The sequence below is a fragment of the Serratia sp. JSRIV001 genome (assembly GCF_019968745.1).
Lineage (GTDB): Bacteria > Pseudomonadota > Gammaproteobacteria > Enterobacterales > Enterobacteriaceae > Chania > Chania fonticola_B.
Genome location: NZ_CP074147.1, coordinates 4,694,550 through 4,712,830 on the forward strand (window position 1 = coordinate 4,694,550; position 18,281 = coordinate 4,712,830).

The 18,281-nt window shown below is 55.0% G+C and carries 18 protein-coding genes and 1 other RNA gene; 6 read left to right on the forward strand and 13 right to left on the reverse strand.

The window, feature by feature from the left end:
* Positions 1-15 precede the first annotated feature (15 nt).
* The 6 genes from gcvH to KGP17_RS21770 form a co-directional block, all read right to left on the reverse strand.
* Positions 16-402, reverse strand: coding sequence for a glycine cleavage system protein GcvH (gcvH, locus tag KGP17_RS21745; RefSeq protein ID WP_021806203.1), 387 nt, complete (start codon positions 400-402; stop codon positions 16-18).
* Positions 403-431: 29 nt separating this feature from the next.
* Positions 432-1,529, reverse strand: coding sequence for a glycine cleavage system aminomethyltransferase GcvT (gene gcvT, locus KGP17_RS21750; RefSeq protein ID WP_059201694.1), 1,098 nt, complete (start codon positions 1,527-1,529; stop codon positions 432-434).
* 509 nt (positions 1,530-2,038) lie between these two features.
* The gene (gene ubiI, locus KGP17_RS21755; RefSeq protein WP_059201695.1) at positions 2,039-3,241 is read right to left on the reverse strand and encodes an FAD-dependent 2-octaprenylphenol hydroxylase; all 1,203 of its coding nucleotides are present in this window, start codon (positions 3,239-3,241) and stop codon (positions 2,039-2,041) included.
* A 228-nt stretch (positions 3,242-3,469) separates the two neighbouring features.
* On the reverse strand, positions 3,470-4,648 hold the full coding sequence (ubiH, locus tag KGP17_RS21760) for a 2-octaprenyl-6-methoxyphenyl hydroxylase (protein WP_223498304.1): 1,179 nt from the start codon (positions 4,646-4,648) through the stop codon (positions 3,470-3,472).
* A gap of 1 nt (position 4,649) precedes the next feature.
* Positions 4,650-5,963, reverse strand: coding sequence for a Xaa-Pro aminopeptidase (gene pepP, locus KGP17_RS21765; RefSeq protein ID WP_021806207.1), 1,314 nt, complete (start codon positions 5,961-5,963; stop codon positions 4,650-4,652).
* 90 nt (positions 5,964-6,053) lie between these two features.
* A complete protein-coding gene (locus KGP17_RS21770; RefSeq protein WP_024486381.1) occupies positions 6,054-6,632 on the reverse strand; it encodes a YecA family protein in 579 nt (192 codons plus the stop codon).
* Positions 6,633-6,927: 295 nt separating this feature from the next.
* On the opposite strand from KGP17_RS21770, the gene zapA reads away from it, so the two are divergent.
* From zapA to KGP17_RS21785, 3 genes are all read left to right on the forward strand, one after another.
* On the forward strand, positions 6,928-7,257 hold the full coding sequence (gene zapA / locus KGP17_RS21775) for a cell division protein ZapA (RefSeq protein ID WP_021179791.1): 330 nt from the start codon (positions 6,928-6,930) through the stop codon (positions 7,255-7,257).
* 41 nt (positions 7,258-7,298) lie between these two features.
* Positions 7,299-7,482: non-coding RNA, 6S RNA (ssrS, locus tag KGP17_RS21780), on the forward strand.
* A 52-nt stretch (positions 7,483-7,534) separates the two neighbouring features.
* Positions 7,535-8,143: a 5-formyltetrahydrofolate cyclo-ligase gene (locus tag KGP17_RS21785; protein ID WP_223498305.1), complete on the forward strand. Its 609-nt coding sequence runs from the start codon at positions 7,535-7,537 to the stop codon at positions 8,141-8,143.
* Positions 8,144-8,190: 47 nt separating this feature from the next.
* Here KGP17_RS21785 and serA read toward each other — a convergent pair whose 3' ends face one another.
* Positions 8,191-9,429: a phosphoglycerate dehydrogenase gene (gene serA / locus KGP17_RS21790; protein ID WP_071681936.1), complete on the reverse strand. Its 1,239-nt coding sequence runs from the start codon at positions 9,427-9,429 to the stop codon at positions 8,191-8,193.
* Positions 9,430-9,855: 426 nt separating this feature from the next.
* Positions 9,856-10,515 (reverse strand): ribose-5-phosphate isomerase RpiA, encoded by a 660-nt coding sequence (gene rpiA / locus KGP17_RS21795; RefSeq protein WP_037375716.1) that lies wholly within the window; start codon positions 10,513-10,515, stop codon positions 9,856-9,858.
* 216 nt (positions 10,516-10,731) lie between these two features.
* Between rpiA and KGP17_RS21800 the strand changes: the two genes are divergently transcribed.
* Entirely contained in the window at positions 10,732-11,625 is an 894-nt protein-coding gene (locus tag KGP17_RS21800; protein WP_223498306.1) for a LysR family transcriptional regulator ArgP, read from the forward strand.
* Positions 11,626-11,662: 37 nt separating this feature from the next.
* Here the strand turns inward: KGP17_RS21800 and KGP17_RS21805 are convergent, their stop codons facing one another.
* The 3 genes from KGP17_RS21805 to KGP17_RS21815 form a co-directional block, all read right to left on the reverse strand.
* Positions 11,663-12,394, reverse strand: coding sequence for an oxidative stress defense protein (locus KGP17_RS21805; protein ID WP_021179787.1), 732 nt, complete (start codon positions 12,392-12,394; stop codon positions 11,663-11,665).
* 82 nt (positions 12,395-12,476) lie between these two features.
* Positions 12,477-13,094, reverse strand: a complete 618-nt coding sequence (gene argO / locus KGP17_RS21810) for an arginine exporter ArgO (protein WP_223498307.1) — start codon at positions 13,092-13,094, stop codon at positions 12,477-12,479.
* Between the two features lie 124 nt (positions 13,095-13,218).
* Positions 13,219-13,725, reverse strand: a complete 507-nt coding sequence (locus tag KGP17_RS21815; protein WP_021806214.1) for an Rrf2 family transcriptional regulator — start codon at positions 13,723-13,725, stop codon at positions 13,219-13,221.
* A 230-nt stretch (positions 13,726-13,955) separates the two neighbouring features.
* On the opposite strand from KGP17_RS21815, the gene KGP17_RS21820 reads away from it, so the two are divergent.
* A complete protein-coding gene (locus tag KGP17_RS21820) occupies positions 13,956-15,155 on the forward strand; it encodes an NAD(P)/FAD-dependent oxidoreductase (RefSeq protein WP_223498308.1) in 1,200 nt (399 codons plus the stop codon).
* Between the two features lie 40 nt (positions 15,156-15,195).
* Here KGP17_RS21820 and mscS read toward each other — a convergent pair whose 3' ends face one another.
* A complete protein-coding gene (gene mscS / locus KGP17_RS21825; protein WP_059201699.1) occupies positions 15,196-16,065 on the reverse strand; it encodes a small-conductance mechanosensitive channel MscS in 870 nt (289 codons plus the stop codon).
* A 230-nt stretch (positions 16,066-16,295) separates the two neighbouring features.
* On the opposite strand from mscS, the gene KGP17_RS21830 reads away from it, so the two are divergent.
* Positions 16,296-16,967 (forward strand): DUF1345 domain-containing protein, encoded by a 672-nt coding sequence (locus tag KGP17_RS21830; protein ID WP_223499705.1) that lies wholly within the window; start codon positions 16,296-16,298, stop codon positions 16,965-16,967.
* A 169-nt stretch (positions 16,968-17,136) separates the two neighbouring features.
* On the opposite strand, the gene fbaA is transcribed toward KGP17_RS21830, so the two are convergent.
* Positions 17,137-18,216 carry a class II fructose-bisphosphate aldolase gene (fbaA, locus tag KGP17_RS21835; RefSeq protein WP_021179781.1) on the reverse strand — a complete coding sequence of 360 codons (1,080 nt, stop codon included), beginning with the start codon at positions 18,214-18,216 and terminating at the stop codon, positions 17,137-17,139.
* Between the last annotated feature and the right edge of the window lie 65 nt (positions 18,217-18,281).

An 18,281-nucleotide genomic window follows, 5' to 3' on the forward strand; every position in this document is an offset into this window, starting at 1 on the left:
GGGGCGTGATAGTGATTATTCGTCGATGGAGGCCTGGTAAGCACCCGCATCTAGCAGCTTGTCTAGCTCTGCCGCATCGGACGCCTTGATGCGGAACAGCCAACCTTCGCCGTATGGCTCGCTGTTGACCAGCTCCGGGGAGCTTTCCAGTTCGCCGTTAACCGCGATGATCTCACCGCTGATGGGCGCATAAATATCGGAAGCGGCCTTGACCGACTCTGCGACGGCACAGTCATCACCCGCGGAAACCGTGGTGCCGACTTCCGGCAGATCGACAAACACCATATCGCCCAGCAGTTCCTGCGCGTGTTCGGTGATACCAACAACGTATTCGCCGTTGCCTGCGTCACGCACCCACTCATGGGAGGTGGCGTATTTCAATTCTGTTGGCACATTGCTCATTGGCCTGCTACTCCTTCGAAGAATAAAAACTAATTGATCAGTGACTTACCGGCACGTACAAAACCTGGCTTACAGACTTTCACTGGCATTTCACGGTTGCGGATCTGTACGATAGCCTGCTCACCGATACCGGCCGGAACCCTTGCCAGCGCAATGCTGAAGCCCAGGGTCGGTGAGAAAGAACCGCTGGTGATCACCCCAACCTGGGGTTGACCGTTCGCATCGGTGAAATGTACCGGCAGCTCATTACGTAATACGCCTTTTTCCGTCATGATCAAGCCGACCAGTTGTTCGGTGCCTTTTTCACGCTGCTGTTCCAACGCTTCACGGCCGATAAACTGACGATCCTGCGGTTCCCAGGCAACGGTCCAGCCCATATTGGCGGCTAACGGTGAAACGCCTTCGTCCATTTCCTGGCCGTAGAGGTTCATACCGGCTTCCAGGCGCAGAGTATCGCGGGCGCCCAGGCCGGCAGGTTTCACCCCGGCTGCCAGCAGTTTCTGCCAGAAATCCACCACCTGCTCTTTCGGCAGGGCAATTTCATAGCCCGCTTCGCCGGTATAGCCGGTGGTAGCAATAAACAGATCCCCCGCCTGCACGCCGAAGAACGGCTTCATGCCTTCCACAGCCTGCTTCTGTTCTGGGGTAAACAAGGTGGCGGCGCGCTCTTTGGCTTGTGGGCCTTGCACCGCAACCAGCGCCAGATCGTCACGCACCGTCAGCTCAACGTTGAACGGAGCCGCATGCTGTTCGATCCAGGCCAGATCCTTTTCGCGGGTGGCGGAGTTCACCACCAGGCGGAAATAGTCTTCGGTAAAGAAATAGACGATCAGATCGTCGATCACGCCGCCGGACGCATTCAGCATGCCGGTATACAGCGCTTTACCCGATTGAGTGAGTTTGGCGACATCGTTCGCCAGCAGGTAACGCAGGAATTCACGGGTACGAGCACCGTGCAGATCCACGATGGTCATATGGGAGACATCGAACATGCCGGCATCCTGACGCACGGCGTGGTGTTCATCAATCTGGGAGCCATAGTGCAGCGGCATCATCCAGCCATGAAAATCAACCATGCGCGCACCGCACGCCACGTGCTGGTCGTACAGTGGGGTTTGCTTTGCCATCTTTTCCCTCTTTCCACTCAAGTAGCCGAAGACAGGGTGTTATACGCAATAAGGCGGGTGTAGCTCGCGGGCCTGATTGCGCGAAACACGCTGGCTGCTCAACACAAATTGCCTCGCCAATGGTCAACGACGCAAACGATACCTTTGCCCTGACGTTAACACCGAACGCCCCTATTAACCATAAGTTAAAATAGGCTCGACCGGGTTCAGGGTCGGTAAAATGCCGCGTTAGTTTGCAGAGTTTTTCACTGGAAAAATGCGCTTTGAGGCACAAAATTAACAATTAAAGCGGCAAAAATCCGAAGTTATATAACAAACAGAGGCTGGGATAGAGATTTTCGGTTTTTGATAACCGACCATGGAATTAGAAAAAGTAATGATAAATTCTGCCTGAAATTAGAATTTCTCAAACGAAGGGAGGTATAAGAGAAATCGATGACGGGTAAACATGCAGATTAGCGGGCGCAGTATGCCGCGCCCCATAGTGAGGTTTGTCAGCCCCAAGCTGACTAGGCGAGCCAGTCCGGCAGATCGTTAAGCCCCATGGCCTGACGCACCAGCTTCGGCTTCACGCCCGGCAGGCTGTCGGCCAGCCTTAAGCCCACGTCACGCAGCAGTTTTTTCGCCGGGTTATGGCCTGCAAACAGTTCGCGGAACCCTTGCATACTCGCCAGCATCACTGCGGCACCGTGCTTGCGGCGGCGCTCATAACGGCGCAGATACAGGTGTTGACCGATATCCTTGCCCTGACGTTGCAAGCGTTTCAGCTCGGATATCAGCTCGGCGGCGTCCATAAAGCCCAGGTTTACGCCCTGCCCAGCCAGCGGATGCACGGTATGTGCCGCATCCCCCACCAGCGCCAGACGATGGGCGGCAAAGCTGCGAGCGTATCGCCCGGTAAGCGGGAAGGTCAGCCGCTCGCTTTCAAGCTGGCAGTTGCCCAAACGCATATCGAAGGTCATCGCCAGTTCGCGGTTAAAGGCTTCAGGTTCCAGCTGTTGCAGCCGTTCAGCTTCTTCTGGCGCAACCGACCAGACGATCGAACTCAAATGTGGATCGCTAAACGGCAGGAAGGCCAGGATCCCTTCGCCATGAAATACCTGACGCGCCGTAGCCAGATGGGGCTCTTCGGTGCGAATGGTGGCCACCAGCGCGCTGTGGCGGTAGTCCCAGAAGGTCAGCGGGATATCGGCGTGTTGGCGCAGCCAGGAGTTGGCTCCATCGGCACCGATCACCAACCGGGCGGTTAACATGCGGCCATCTTCCAACGTGACGAAGGCGTCGTTTTCCCCCCATGCCACCTGTTTCAGCGCGGCCGGAGCGAGCAGCGTTACGTCGGCCAAGGTGGCCGCCTTATGCCACAGAGCCTGCTGGATCACCTCGTTTTCAATGATATGGCCGAGGTGGCTGAAACCACATTCGTCGCCGCGAAACGCGATCTTGCCGAAGCTGTCACGATCCCAGACTTCCATCGCGTTATACGGGCTGGCGCGCAGGTTGCGGATCTCATCCCACACGCCAATGCTTTGCAGCAAGCGCTCGCTGGCGGCGTTAATGGCAGATACACGCAACGCGGGTTGTTCTGGCAGCGGCGATAATTCCGGCTGCCGTTGTTCCAGCACCGCTACGCGCAGGCCGCTGCCCTGCAAACCGCAGGCCAGTGCCAATCCCACCATACCGCCACCGGCGATAATCACATCAAATGATTGCATGCTGCTTGAGTTCCTTAAATTTGCCCCTCACCCCAACCCTCTCCCACAGGGAGAGGGAGCTGATTTGGTGACTTTTATCAAAATATTGCCCCACTTCGGCAAGGCAGGTAGGGCAAAAATTAGTGTTCATCCCAACTTCGGCCCAACCCTCTCCCAAAGGAGGGGGAGTTGGTACGGTGACAACAGTCAACATTCTGGCCGACTTCAGCAACATAGCTAAGGGAAAAATTAGCGTTCAACCCAGCCTAACGTGCGTTTGGCAAAAGCATCGCGCATGGCCGGTAGCTGCTCCATTGCCATCAGCCCCAGATTACGCCCGGCAACCAGCGGTGCGTAGCTATTGGCAAACAGGCGTATCAAACCGTCGGTGACGCCGATGGTCGCCTGCTGATCCTGTTGCCGACGTTGCTGATACTGGCTCAATAGCGCATAGGCCCCCAGATCGGTGCCAGTCTGCGTGGCTTCTGCCAGGGTTTCCGCCAGCGACATCACGTCTCGCAAGCCCAGGTTGAATCCCTGCCCGGCGATCGGATGCAGCGTTTGTGCCGCGTTGCCAACCAGCGCGAGGCGGTGGCTAACGTGCTGATTGGCCCTCAGCAGGCTAAGAGGGTAGCTGTGGCGCTTACCCGCCTTCAGCATCTTGCCCAGCCGCCAGCCGAAGGCCTGTTGCAGCTCACTGAGAAAACGCTCATCACTCCAGCTATCGACCTGCTGACGAGTTTCCCGTGCGTGGCACCACACCAGCGAGCTACGCCCGCCAGACATCGGCAACAGCGCCAACGGCCCGTAGCGGGTGAAACGTTCAAACGCCCGCCCTTGCGGAGCCTCGGCCGTTGAAACGTTGGCAATGGTGGCAAACTGCGGGTAATCACTCTGCTGCCACTGGATATTGCAGGCCTGCGCCAGCGCCGAACGTGAACCGTCTGCCGCCACCAGCAACTGGCCCGTCAGGCGCTGCCCATTATCCAACTGCACTTCAGCACGATCGGCGGTGCGCAGCACATCGACCACTTTGGCCGGGCAATGCAGAGTGACCCCAGGGGCTTTCGCCAGCAACGCAAACAACCGCTGCCCGGCATCGTGCAGTTCAATCACCTGCCCCAATGCCTCCACCTGATAGTCCCGCGCGTGCAGGTTCACAAAACCGGCATGCCCGCGATCGCTAACGTGGACGTGAGTGATTGCCGTGGCACAGTCCCGCAAGGCAGCCCAAACGCCGATACGCGCCAGCTGTTGGCAGGTTCCCTGCGCCAGAGCGATAGCCCGTGCATCAAAGCCAGGATGCGCACGATCGTCCGGCCGAGTAGCCTCCACCAGCTCGACGGCCACCTTGCCCTGAGTCAGTGATGAAATCGCCAGTGCCAACGTAGCGCCAGCCATCCCACCGCCCACAATGATTACGCTCATGTTATCTGGCCGCCGCCATCAAAGCCTCAATTGCGTCGGCATCCTTCACCACGCTGGCGGTCAAGTTCTCATTGCCGTCTTGGGTGATCAGGATGTCATCTTCAATGCGGATACCGATACCGCGATACTCCTGCGGCACATCGGCATCCGGTGCGATGTACAGGCCAGGTTCTACCGTCAACACCATACCTGGCTCCAGCACGCGATCGCGGCTCGCTGAGCCATAGTGGCCCACGTCATGCACATCCAGCCCCAACCAATGGCTCAGGCCGTGCATAAAGAACTGGCGGTGTGCCTGCTCGGCAAACAGCTGTTCCACATCGCCCTTCATCACGCCCAGCTCAACCAACCCGGCGATCATGATGCGAACGACCTGATCGTTCACTTCGCGAATGCTGATACCCGGTTTAAACATTTCCAGCGCCTTGTTGATCGACGCCAGCACGATGTCATATACCTCACGCTGCGGCTTGCTGAACTTGCCGTTAACCGGGAAGGTGCGGGTAATATCGCCGGCATAACCACGATATTCACAACCGGCATCAATCAGCACCAAATCGCCGTCACGCATTTCACACTCGTTTTCGGTGTAATGCAGGATGCAGCCATTCTCTCCGCTGCCGACGATGGTGTTGTAAGACGGGAAGCGGGCACCCAAGCGGTTAAATTCGTGCAGGATCTCCCCTTCGAGCTGATATTCGAACATACCCGGGCGGCACTTTTCCATCGCACGGGTATGCGCCATGGCGCTGATCTCACCGGCGCGGCGCATAACAGCAACTTCTTCTGCCGATTTGAACAGGCGCATGTCATGCAGCCAAGGACGGTAATCCGTCAGGGTTGCAGGGGCTTCCAGGTTCTGACGGAAGCCTTTACGCAGTTTATCCAGCGCGCCAAACAGAATTTCATCGGCATAGGCATATTGCCCCTGGGCGTGATACACCACGTCCAGGCCGTTGAGCAGCAGGTGCAGTTGATCGTTGATTTCGTCGAAGGCCAGCGCGCGGTCTACCCCCAACTTGGCCGGAGCCGCGTCTTGGCCCAAACGGCGGCCAAACCAGATTTCTGCCGTCAGATCGCGTACGCGGTTGAACAGCACGCTGTGGTTATGAGTTTCATCACTCTTCACCAGGATCAACACCGCTTCCGGCTCGTTGAAACCGGTCAGATACCAGAAATCACTGTTCTGACGATAAGGATATTCAGAGTCTGCACTACGCGTCGCTTCCGGTGCGGCGAATATCACTGCCGCGCTGGCCGGAGCCATCTGTGCCAACAAAGCCTGACGGCGTTTATGGAATTCCTGCTGGGTCATCACATCTCCTGAAATCGGTTTATGCCACCTGCTGAACGCAGTCAGTAGGGGTTATCAGCGCTCTCGGCCAACGGACGCGGGATCCGCCGGTCAGTGCAACGTCGGCCGTTTATTTTCCGGGGCCGTCGGTTTCTGGCGGGTAAATTCAGTATGGCAAAGCAGCGCAGCAACGCGCACGTACTCCACCACTTCTTCCAGCGACTGTTCCAGTTCTTCCTGGTCTTCGCCTTCGTCATAACCCAGTTGAGCGATATTACGCAGATCGTCGATCGCCTCGCCCACTTCATCTTTCACCTGCGCCAGCTTCGGTTGCATCATGCCCAGCCCCAACAGGAAGTGGTTTACCCACCCCGCCAAGGCATCCGCACGGTCAAACACGCTGACGGTTTCGCCTTCCGGCATCATCAGTTGGAACATGAACTCGTCATCTTCCAGCGTATCACGAGTGATTTCATGCAGCTGCTGTAACGGTTGGCTCAACGCCTGCGGGAAGGCAATGCCTTCGTTGGTCAGATCAAACACCAGCGTCTGCCAGCTGGCGTCACGGTTGCCACCGCACAGCAGGCCACTGATCAAACCGTGCATCTCGGCTGCGGTCAAAGCAACCGCCTGCTGGTTAAGAGCCACGGTCAAAGATTGGTAACTTGGAAATGTATTCTGTATAGACATGCGCATTCGTCATCGTTGGCAGGATAAGTTCGTGTTATGCTACCACCAAGGTCCGTTGGTATACCAGTTGAGGCAACACCTCAGTGGCTAGTTATAATCAGCGCAGTCCGGGCAAACGTACGGTAAATACGCATTTTGCAACCGTTTTTTGTCTGGTAAGGTTAGGCGCGGTAGATTACAACCAGGTACTGAAAAAGTGTTGAATCTTGGTACCCAGGTATATATAGTGACGCCCGCTTCGGCAGCCCGGCAATGGCTGACCGGTGCTGGCGCGAAATTTAGGCAGGAAGGTGGCATGTCTGCACAACCGGTAGATATTCAAATTTTTGGCCGCTCGTTAAGAGTCAATTGCCCGCCAGAACAACAAGATGCGTTGAACATGGCAGCAGAAGATCTTAACCAACGGTTGCAAGATCTTAAAGTTCGCACTAGAGTCACAAATACAGAGCAACTCGTATTTATCGCGGCATTGAACGTCTGTCACGAACTTGCTCAAGAACGCTTGAAAACGCGTGACTATGCGGCCAATATGGAACAACGAATTCGTATGCTGCAACAGACCATTGAACAAGCGCTGCTTGAACAGGGTCGCATCTCTGAACGTCAGGATGCACAATTCGAATAACTTAAGTTGCTGGAGTTGAAGGCTCCGGCAATGAGTGAAAAATTTCTCTGAGATGTTTGCCAGCGGGCCAGTCCCCTGAGCCGATATTTAGTACCAACAGAATGTGATGATCCACGATCGGTGTGCATGCTCGGCCCGTCCGAGAAGCCTTAAGATTGTGACAGCACGTTCACCTTGAACCATGGGTTCAAGGGTTACAGCCTGCGACGGCATCTCGGAGATCCCTTCACCTGCGTTTTCAGTGTGTTAACTCACCACTACTGGCGAATCTCACACTATGTCTTTGCAACCTCAGTTCGCTCAGCAACGTCAACTCATCCGTAACGAAATACGCCAACGACGCCGTGCCTTAACGCCCGCGCAACAGCATGATTTCGCCCAGAAAATGGCCAGTAATATTGCGCAACATCCGCGCATTCAGGCAGCCAGACACATTGCGGCGTTTCTCTCTTTTGATGGCGAACTAGATACAGGCCCGCTGATCGAGCGGCTGTGGCAGCTGGGTAAACGGGTGTATCTGCCCGTTTTGCATCCATTCAGCCCTGGCAACCTGTTATTCCTGCATTACACTGCGCAAACGCCGCTGGTGAGTAACCGCTTCAAAATCCTTGAGCCAGCGCTCGATGTCCGCCACGTCTTACCTGTGTCACTGTTGGATGTGGTATTGACGCCGCTGGTCGCCTTCGATTCGGCAGGGCAACGTCTGGGGATGGGCGGCGGGTTTTACGATCGCACCTTACAAAACTGGCAGCACGCAGGCCCCTATCCGCTGGGGATTGCGCACGATTGCCAACAGGTTAGCGCCCTGCCGGTGGAGCAATGGGATATCCCTCTGCCAGAGATTATCACCCCGTCACAAAACTGGGCCTGGCCAATCTCCACATAGCAAAAGGCCGGATTGCTCCGGCCTTGATGTTTTCCGTCGGTTACCGACTAGAGCAGTAAGCGGGCACGGATGGTCCCTTCGATCGCTTTCATACGTTGCAACGCGGCATCAGCACGTTCGGTTTCCGCTTCGATATCGATAACCACGTAGCCAATTTCCGAGCTGGTCTGCAGATACTGGGCCGCGATGTTCACCCCTTCTTCGGCGAAGATCTGGTTAATCTGCGTCAGGATGCCTGGGCGGTTTTCATGAATATGCAGCAAACGGCTGGCGTTCGGGCCATGAGCTGGCAGCGATACCTCTGGGAAGTTGACCGCGGATAGCGTTGAGCCGTTATCGGAATACTTCGCCAGCTTGCCAGCCACTTCATCACCGATGTTCTCCTGCGCTTCCTGGGTTGAACCGCCGATATGCGGCGTCAACAACACGTTATCGAACTCGCACAGTGGAGAATTGAACGGATCGCTGTTGGTTGCCGGCTCTTCCGGGAACACGTCGATTGCCGCACCGGCCAGATGGTTGCTCGCCAAGGCGTTACACAGTGCCGGGATATCTACCACGGTGCCACGTGAGGCGTTGATCAGGATCGCACCTGGCTTCATCAGCGCCAGCTCTTCGGTGCCGATCATGTTCTTGGTCGACAGCGTTTCCGGCACGTGCAGCGTAACCACGTCGCTCATATTGAGCAGATCGGACAGATGACGCACCTGTTGGGCATTACCCAGCGGCAGCTTGTTCTCGATGTCGTAGAAGAACACTTTCATCCCCAGGCCTTCCGCCAGGATGCCGAGCTGAGTACCGATATGGCCGTAGCCGATGATCCCCAGCTTCTTGCCCCGTGCTTCATACGAGCCCACGGCCAGTTTCTGCCACTGGCCACGGTGTGCCTTGGCGTTGGCCGTTGGGATCCCGCGCAGCATCAACAGCAGCTCACCCAGCACCATTTCGGCCACGGATCGAGTATTGGAGAAAGGCGCGTTAAACACCGGAATGCCGCGTTTGGTCGCCGCTTTCAAATCAACCTGGTTGGTGCCGATACAGAAACAGCCCACCGCAACCAGCTTCTCTGCGGCCGCGAAGACTTCCTCGGACAGATGCGTGCGCGATCGGATACCCACGAAGTGTGCATCACGGATCGATGCCTTCAGCGCTTCGGTGTCTAACGCACCTTTGTGATATTCGATGTTGCTATATCCGGCAGCACGCAGGTTATCTACGGTGCTCTGATGAACCCCTTCTACCAACAGGAACTTAATCCTGTCTTTCTCCAATGATACTTTTGCCATTTACCCGACCCTATATGCAGACTTCAGAAGCGGCTGTTTTCCCCTTTATACCCGTCATATTCCAAGCGACAGCTTGAAATCCAGAGGGTATAGCTTTCACATTACCGCCAGACCGGCAGCAACCCAAAATCAACAGCACGTCCCTCCAACATAACAAAAATAACGCGCCCGGCAATACAAACGATTGCCTGCCCGTTAGCACAAGGCTCAGCGATGTCGGTGGTTTCTGGTGGAAAATACCATTGGGAAAGATTTAGGCAGAAGCTTAACGGAGGTTATTCACGGAATGTGACATATGTCACCAAATTCGCCCATTTTAAGAAAAGATATTTTAAGACAAGAATTATGCGTGGCGGACCGTAAGCCAGTAAAAAGCGGCGAACCGGCTGAGACTTTGTCAGCAGGCTCGCCGCTTTCATGGCCAGATTATCTGACCACTTTTTTTACGCCATCCGGCGTGCCAACCAACGCGACGTCCGCGCCACGGTTGGCAAACAGGCCGACGGTAACCACGCCAGCGATACTGTTGATCTTATTTTCCAGCGCGATAGCGTCAAGGATTTCCAGGTTGTGCACGTCCAGGATCACGTTGCCGTTATCGGTTAACACGTTCTGGCGGTATTCCGGCAGGCCGCCCAGCTTGACCAACTCACGCGCTACGTAGGATCGGGCCATCGGGATCACTTCTACCGGCAGCGGGAATTTACCCAGCACATCAACCTGCTTGGTGGAATCGACAATGCAGATAAACTGACGAGCAATGGCAGCAATGATCTTCTCGCGGGTCAGAGCTGCGCCACCGCCTTTGATCATCTGCATGTGGCCGTTGATTTCATCGGCACCGTCAACGTAGATATCCAACGAATCCACTTCATTGCTATCGAAAACATGGATCCCCAGGCTTTTCAGCTTGGCGGTCGACGCGTCTGAGCTGGATACTGCACCTTCGATCTGGTGTTTGATCGAACCCAGCGCATCGATAAAGTGAGCCGCAGTAGAGCCGGTGCCCACGCCCACGATAGTGCCCGGCTTCACGTATTCCAATGCTGCCCAGCCTACCGCTTTTTTCAGTTCATCCTGAGTCATGATGTGTTCATTGCCTATGTACGAAAACGTGTGCGTATTATAGGGTAAATCACTGACGGCAACTTAGGCTAAAACACACTTATTTAACCTGACGCACATTTCTGCCCCTCCCTACGACGCCCGCTCTGAAAAGAGCGGCGGGATTTTTTCACCTGAGAAAGTGCAAAAATGTGGCATAGTGCCTGAATCAACTTACTAAAAGGGATCTTCTCTCCGATGAAACGCCCAGACTATAGAACGCTGCAAGCGCTGGACGCGGTGATCCGTGAGCGTGGCTTTGAGCGCGCGGCACAAAAACTTTGCATCACCCAATCGGCGGTATCCCAGCGCATCAAACAGTTGGAAAACCTGTTCGGCCAACCGCTACTGATACGCACCGTGCCACCGCGCCCAACCGAGCAGGGTCAAAAACTGCTGGCCTTGCTGCATCAGGTCGAGCTGCTGGAAGAGGAGTGGTTAGGGAATGACAATGGGGTCGATACGCCGCTGTTGCTGTCACTGGCGGTCAACGCCGACAGCCTGGCAACCTGGCTGTTACCGGCGCTAAAACCGGTGCTGGCCGATTCCCCGGTGCGCCTGAATTTACAGGTGGAAGACGAAACCCGCACGCAGGAACGTCTGCGCCGGGGGGAAGTGGTGGGCGCGGTCAGTATCCAGCCGCAGCCGCTGCCAAGCTGCCTGGTCGATCGGTTAGGTGCGCTGGACTATCTGTTCGTCGCGTCGAAGGCCTTTGCCGATCGCTATTTCCCCAATGGGGTGACCCGTTCCGCCCTGCTGAAGGCACCAGCGGTGGCATTCGATCATCTTGATGATATGCATCAGGCGTTTTTACAGCAGAACTTCGATCTCTCGCCGGGCAGCGTTCCCTGCCATATCGTTAACTCGTCAGAGGCGTTTGTTCAGTTGGCACGGCAAGGCACCACCTGCTGTATGATCCCGCATTTGCAGATTGAGAGAGAGCTGGCCAGCGGAGAACTGATCGACCTGACTCCGGGCTTGTTCCAGCGCCGTATGCTGTTCTGGCACCGCTTTGCACCGGAGAGCCGCATGATGCGTAAGGTCACCGATGCGCTGCTGTCTCACGGGCATCAGGTGTTAAGGCAGGATTAAAGGCGCAGCGTGACGCCGCGCCCAGGCAAGAGATTACTTACTGCGCGGCGTTGGTTTTCAGCTCGAACACCACGTCCACCTGATCGTCGAAGTGAATGCTTTGCTGCTCGTAAGTCTGAGCGGCATCGCTTTCAGGTGCCGCAGCAGCGGCTTTAAACATGCGAGCTACTGGCATCGGCTGGTAGTTGGCAACGTGATAGCGAATGCTGTACACCGGCCCCAGCTTGGCCTTAAAGCCCTGCGCCAACGAAGCGGCTTGCTGAGTGGCATTTTCAATCGCTTTCTGACGTGCCTGCTCGCGATAAACCTCTGGCTTGGCTACCCCAAGCTCAACCGCACGAATTTCGTTCAAACCCGATTTCAGCGCACCGTCCAACAGCTCGTTGAGCTTATCCAACTGGCGCAAGGTTACCTGCACCTGGCGCACGGCCTGGTAGCCCTTCAGCTGCGATTCACCGGTTTTCAGGTAGTCATATTCTGGCTGGGTACGCAGGTTGGCCGCATTGATATCTTTCTTTTCAATGCCGTTTTTTTGCAGGAAGTCAAAATACTGCGCTACGCGTTCATCAACCTGTTTTTTCGCCTGGGCGGCATCTTTGGCAGAGACGCTGACTTCGATCGCCAGCGTAGCAATATCCGGGGTGGCGTCCACGCTGGCCGTACCGGAAGTGACCACATGCGGCCCTTCAGGTACTTCTGCTGCCTGCAGCGCCAGTGGTAACGTGCCTAATCCAATCATTGCGGCCATGGCCAATGCTTTAAGCTTCACAGTGTCTCCTTGAATGACTAAATGCTTACCTTCAAAGCTAACACATCCCACGGCCTCTTAAATTCGGATTAGTGACAAAAAGCTATAAATTAGCGCCATGCCACGCCAGTTGCAGTGCAATGACCCACATCACCAGCCCGACCAGAACGTTGATAATCCGTTGTGCCGTTTGAGTTCTCAGCCACGGCGCCAGCCACGAGGCCAGCAATGCCAAGGCAAAGAACCAGACGATCGAAGCGCTGACCGCGCCAAGGGCAAACCAGGATCGAATGTCTGGCGTCAGTTGCCCTCCCAGGCTGCCAAGCACCACAAAGGTATCGAGGTACACATGCGGGTTCAGCCAGGTGACAGCCAACATGGTTACCACAATGCGCCAGCGGCTTTGCTTCATCTCTTGCGCCGCTGCCAGCTCCAGATGTTGGCTAAACGCGGTGCGGAAAGCCCCCCAGCCGTACCACAGCAGGAAAGCAACGCCGCCCCAGGTCACCAGCGCCAATAGCAGAGGTGAACTGCTGAGCAAGGCGCTACCGCCAAAAATACCGGCGCAAATCAGAACGATGTCGCTCAACGCGCACAGCGAGGCGGTCATCAGATGATAATGGCGGCGGATCCCCTGGTTCATCACAAACACGTTTTGTGGGCCAAGCGGCAGGATCATCGCGGCGCTCAAGGCAAAGCCTTGCAGATAGATGGCTAACATGGTGTTCCTTCTGGCAATATCAGCGCCGGGAAAGCGGCGTGTGCTGTTCAACACGCGCATCATACGAAGACAAAATTATTAGGGGAAATGGATATTTCTAATCAGGCATCAGTATTGCTAATGCTCAATCGTTACGGCGATGATCGATCCACTCTTCAATCTGGATCGGGAAGACATCCGGCGCCTTTCTCAGCATCCGCCGTACCAGATCCAGCACGGTATGTTGCGATAGCGCCTCTTCCATACGTTGCTGGGCAATATTCATCACCTGGCGCACGCCGCAGATGCCTTCACAGGCCCAGTCGGGCGCAGGTTCATCAAAGACGGCCAAGCGTTGGCGGATTTCTTTGCAGTCGAAGATGGCCTTTTCACCGTCGATAGCCGCCACGATATCCAGTACGGTGATCTGATCGGCCGGTTTGGCCAGCCGAAAGCCGCCGCCCTTACCCTCGCTGCTTTCAACCAACTTAGCCTTGGAAAACTTGGTGAATATCTTGGCCAGGTAATCATAAGGCACGCCCTGCAATTCGGCGATTTCGCGCACGCTCATCTCACGCCCTTCGCCTTTGCTATCGACCATACACATCAGGCTATGGATGCCATACTCCACCCCGGAACTGTAGAACGCCATGTTTTCTCCGCACGATTAACTCTGAGTTAAATAGTAATTTCTTCTCCTCAATGATGCAACGCCAGCATCCCGACCACACCAGAAAAAATTAAAAAACAATAAAATTCATTTAATTAAATGAAAACCACTAACGATTGAGTGTAAAAGGCTTGATGACACAAACTGCGATCAATATAGTCGTAGTTAAAGATTGAGCCAATTTACAGATGAAACAAAAGCGGAGTGACTGCATGAAACAACAAATTCTTATCCTGGGTGCCGGTTTTGCAGGGATGTGGGCGGCATTGAGCGCTGCACGATTAACCGATCTCTATGGTCGTCACGATATCGAGATCACCGTGCTGTCCCCTCAGGCAGAGCTGCGTATTCGCCCCCGTTTCTATGAGTCCGAGGTGGAGAACTACGCCGCTCCGCTGCTGCCATTATTCGCAGTAACCGGAGTAAAATTTATCGCTGGGGTTGCCAGTGAGATTGATAGCGCCAGCCAGCAGGTTTGGTACCACAACGAGCAGGACCAACTGACTGCCGTACGTTACGATCGCCTGATCATGGCGACCGGTAGCCACATCGCGCATACCTTGCCTGGAGCACAGCAGCACGCCTTCGACGTCGATCAAATGGAGAGTGCAGCCCGCCTGGAGCGGCATCTTGCTACGTTGGCCGAGCAGCCTGAGAGCGCCGCACGTAATACCGTCATCGTTTGTGGCGGCGGCTTTACCGGTATTGAGGTGGCCACCGAAATGCCATCACGCTTACGGGCGATCCTCGGTGATTCAGCTGCAATTCGTGTGATTGTCGTCGATCGCAGCCCGGTGGCGGGGGGCCGTTACAGCGAGCAACTGCGCGACGTGATTAGCCAAGCCTCGCTAGAGTTGGGTATCGAGTGGCGGCTGAATAGCGAGATTAAAGCCATTGACGAGAGCGGGCTGACGCTGAAAAACGGCGAACATATCGCCTCCAGCACCGTGATTTTAACCGTGGGCGTACAGGCCAGCCCGTTAACCCGGCAAATCCCAGGTGAGCGCGATCCGCAAGGCAGGCTGCACGTCGACCAGCAGTTAAGAGTGATTGGGCAAAACGCGGTTTATGCGACCGGCGATGTCGCCTTTGCCCGTACTGACGATCAAGGCAATCATGCCCTGATGACCTGCCAGCACGCCATTATGTTAGGGCGCTTTGTCGGCCATAACGTCGCCGCCGATTTGATCGGTATTGAACCCTTGCCCTACCGCCAGGTGAATTACGTTACCTGTCTGGATCTTGGAGCATGGGGCGCGGTTTACAGCGAAGGTTGGGATCAGGTGGTGAAATTCACCCAAGAAGAGGGAAAGAAAATCAAAGTCTCCATTACCAACGAGTTGATCTATCCCCCACAGGCAGAACGTGAAGTAGCCTTTGCCGCCGCCGATCCGTTAGCCCCGTTTGTTTGATTGAAATCCGTTCCCTCACACAAGGTGAGGGAACGTCAGATCATGACTCCGGCTGCTCTGCCGCTTTCGCTACATGGCGGACATGCACGTCCATTTGCGGGAATGGAATACCGATCTGGTGAGCATCCAGCTGACGCTTGAAGTTTTCCATCAGATCAAAGTACACGTTCCAGTACTCGGCATTGGTGGTCCAGGAGCGAGTCACAAAGTTCAGTGAAGAAGGGGCCATTTCATTGAGGCGAACCGTCACGCCTTTATCGTGCATGATGCGCTTATCTGCCGCGATCACGTCGCCCAACACTTTCTTCACCAGATCGATATCGGCGTCATAGGCCACACCGACCACGATATCCACGCGGCGGTTTGGCTCACGGGAATAGTTGATGATATTGCCCGCGATGATTTTACCGTTCGGCACCACAATGGTTTTGTTATCTGAAGTACGCAGCGTAGTGGAGAAGATTTGCACCTGATCTACCGTGCCGGAAACGCCACCCAGATCGACAAACTCCCCGGCACGCAGCGGACGGAAGGCCACCAGCAGCACACCGGCTGCAAAGTTGGAAAGTGAACCTTGTAGTGCCAGACCCACAGCCAGGCCAGCGGCACCCAGCACGGCAATCACTGAGGTGGTCTGAACACCAATACGCCCCAGCACCGCAATAAAGGTAAACGCCAGGATGCTGTAACGCGCCATCGCAGCCAGGAAATCTGCCACGGTGGCATCGATGCCACGCAGCTTCATCACGCGGCTGAGTGCATTACTCACTACGCGAGCCACCACTGAACCAATAATGAAAATCACGATCGCGGCAACAATATTCACCGCATACTGGATCAGCATATCCTGATGGTTGACTAGCCAACTGCTGGCATTGTTAATGCCTTCTACTACGTTAAGTTCTTCCATTCTGACGTCCTACTTGACATCCCCGTGCGGGGAAAATGAGCAAAATATACTGGCAAAACAGGGCCAATAAACCAACCACAGCTAAGGGTAACCAACATTTTGCCGCAGTGCCAACCACTACGGGTAAAATTTTCCATCGGTTTTACCGGGTATAACCTGAATAAATCTCGGGTTAACCTGATTTCAACTATGATAGAAAGGAATTTACGGGACAAGGAGAGCTTATCGTGATCGCCATTTCCACCTCGCTTAAACACTATTGGCAAGTACGCCCCAGATTATTGATTTCGTTAGGCGTGGGGCTTCTGTGTGTCGGGCTGCTTCCGGCTCATCTCTTCTGGCTACAACGGTTGATCATTGGTTGGAACGTGATGGCATGGATCTATTTACTGTGCCTTTGGCACCTGATGCTGGGCTGCACGCCACAACGTACCCGGCAATTGGCACGCAAGCAGGACGAGAGTGCCAGCCAGGTATTGGCGCTGGTCACTTTAGGCTGCGTGGTGAGCATTCTGGCCATCCTGTTTGAATTGAGCACCGCCAAACACGTCAGCGGCACGTTGAAAACGCTGCACCTGGCCCTGACCGGCTCCACACTAGTAGTTTCCTGGCTGCTGTTACCCACGGCCTTCACCATGCACTACGCCCACCTGTTTTACCACCAGCGGGCCGATACGGAGGTGTTACCGCTATTGTTCCCCGGCAAGCTGACGGAGCCAAACTATTGGGACTTCGCCTATTTCTCCTTCACCATTGCCGTGGCTACCCAAACCGCCGACGTGGCAGTGGGCACCGCGGACGTGCGTAAAATCACCCTGTTGCAATCGGTGATCGCTTTTGTCTTCAATATCTTGATCCTGGGGCTGTCGATTAACGTCGGGGCGGGGTTATTGGGTAGCTGATTAGGTGAACGGGCGCAGCATGCAACGCCCCTACGGTCGAACATGCTCGCCACTACAAATACATTGTCACGAGTCTTACCCTGTAGGGGCGCCGCATGCTGCGCCCGCTTCATCATAAAAAAGGCTCCCGAGGGAGCCTTTTAGCGTCAATCTGTACGAAGGGACGCTATTACAGCACGTCTACCGCGTTCAGTTCTTTGAATGCCAGTTCCAGACGGGTGATCATGGAAGTCTGGGCAGCACGAGTCCATACGCGTGGATCGTAGTATTTCTTGTTCGGCTTGTCGGCACCTTCTGGGTTACCCAGTTGGCCCTGCAGATAGCCTTCGTTCTTTTTGTAGTAGTTCAGGATACCTTCCCAAGTTGCCCACTGGGTGTCGGTATCGATGTTCATTTTCACTACGCCGTAGCTGACCGCTTCTTTGATTTCTGCTGCGGTAGAACCTGAACCACCGTGGAATACGAAGTTCAACGCATTGTGCGGCAGGTTGTGTTTCTTGGAAACATAGTCCTGAGAATCACGCAGAATGGTTGGAGTCAGTTTCACGTTGCCTGGCTTGTAAACACCGTGTACGTTGCCGAAAGAGGCAGCGATGGTGAAGCGCGGGCTGATAGCGTTCAGTTTTTCGTACGCGTAATCAACGTCTTGTGGCTGAGTGTACAGGGAAGAAGCGTCCATGTGGCTGTTGTCTACGCCATCTTCTTCACCGCCGGTGCAGCCCAGTTCGATTTCCAGGGTCATACCGATCTTCGCCATGCGGGTCAGGTACTTGCTGCAAATTTCGATGTTTTCTTCCAGTGATTCTTCAGACAGGTCGATCATGTGTGAAGAGAACAGTGGCTTACCGGTCGCCGCGAAGTGCTTCTCACCCGCGTCCAACAGGCCGTCTAACCATGGCAGCAGTTTCTTGGCGCAGTGGTCGGTGTGCAGGATCACTGGCACGCCGTAATGTTCAGCCATCTGATGCACGTGGTGCGCGCCAGAGATTGCGCCCAGGATCGCAGCACCTTGTGGCACGTCAGTTTTGATGCCTTTACCCGCGATAAAGCCAGCACCGCCGTTAGAGAACTGAACGATTACTGGAGCACGCACCTTGGCTGCTGTTTCCAGCACTGCGTTGATGGAGTCGGTACCCACGCAGTTTACCGCTGGCAGTGCAAAGTTGTTCTCTTTGGCAACTGCGAAAACTTTCTGCACGTCATCACCTGTGATGACACCTGGTTTTACGAAATCAAAAATTTTAGACATTAGACGTTGTCCTGTTTCGTTGGCCGTATACCCGTCGTCTTGCAAGCTACAACCTGCAAGCTAGT

What these genes read in the sequence shown, in the direction of transcription:
- gcvH (WP_021806203.1), bottom strand. Translation starts at nt 402, where the DNA reads ATGAGCAATGTGCCAACAGAATTGAAATACGCCACCTCCCATGAGTGG.
- gcvT (WP_059201694.1), bottom strand. Translation starts at nt 1,529, where the DNA reads ATGGCAAAGCAAACCCCACTGTACGACCAGCACGTGGCGTGCGGTGCG.
- ubiI (WP_059201695.1), bottom strand. Translation starts at nt 3,241, where the DNA reads ATGCAATCATTTGATGTGATTATCGCCGGTGGCGGTATGGTGGGATTG.
- ubiH (WP_223498304.1), bottom strand. Translation starts at nt 4,648, where the DNA reads ATGAGCGTAATCATTGTGGGCGGTGGGATGGCTGGCGCTACGTTGGCA.
- pepP (WP_021806207.1), bottom strand. Translation starts at nt 5,963, where the DNA reads ATGACCCAGCAGGAATTCCATAAACGCCGTCAGGCTTTGTTGGCACAG.
- KGP17_RS21770 (WP_024486381.1), bottom strand. Translation starts at nt 6,632, where the DNA reads ATGTCTATACAGAATACATTTCCAAGTTACCAATCTTTGACCGTGGCT.
- zapA (WP_021179791.1), top strand. Translation starts at nt 6,928, where the DNA reads ATGTCTGCACAACCGGTAGATATTCAAATTTTTGGCCGCTCGTTAAGA.
- KGP17_RS21785 (WP_223498305.1), top strand. Translation starts at nt 7,535, where the DNA reads ATGTCTTTGCAACCTCAGTTCGCTCAGCAACGTCAACTCATCCGTAAC.
- serA (WP_071681936.1), bottom strand. Translation starts at nt 9,429, where the DNA reads ATGGCAAAAGTATCATTGGAGAAAGACAGGATTAAGTTCCTGTTGGTA.
- rpiA (WP_037375716.1), bottom strand. Translation starts at nt 10,515, where the DNA reads ATGACTCAGGATGAACTGAAAAAAGCGGTAGGCTGGGCAGCATTGGAA.
- KGP17_RS21800 (WP_223498306.1), top strand. Translation starts at nt 10,732, where the DNA reads ATGAAACGCCCAGACTATAGAACGCTGCAAGCGCTGGACGCGGTGATC.
- argO (WP_223498307.1), bottom strand. Translation starts at nt 13,094, where the DNA reads ATGTTAGCCATCTATCTGCAAGGCTTTGCCTTGAGCGCCGCGATGATC.
- KGP17_RS21815 (WP_021806214.1), bottom strand. Translation starts at nt 13,725, where the DNA reads ATGGCGTTCTACAGTTCCGGGGTGGAGTATGGCATCCATAGCCTGATG.
- KGP17_RS21820 (WP_223498308.1), top strand. Translation starts at nt 13,956, where the DNA reads ATGAAACAACAAATTCTTATCCTGGGTGCCGGTTTTGCAGGGATGTGG.
- mscS (WP_059201699.1), bottom strand. Translation starts at nt 16,065, where the DNA reads ATGGAAGAACTTAACGTAGTAGAAGGCATTAACAATGCCAGCAGTTGG.
- fbaA (WP_021179781.1), bottom strand. Translation starts at nt 18,216, where the DNA reads ATGTCTAAAATTTTTGATTTCGTAAAACCAGGTGTCATCACAGGTGAT.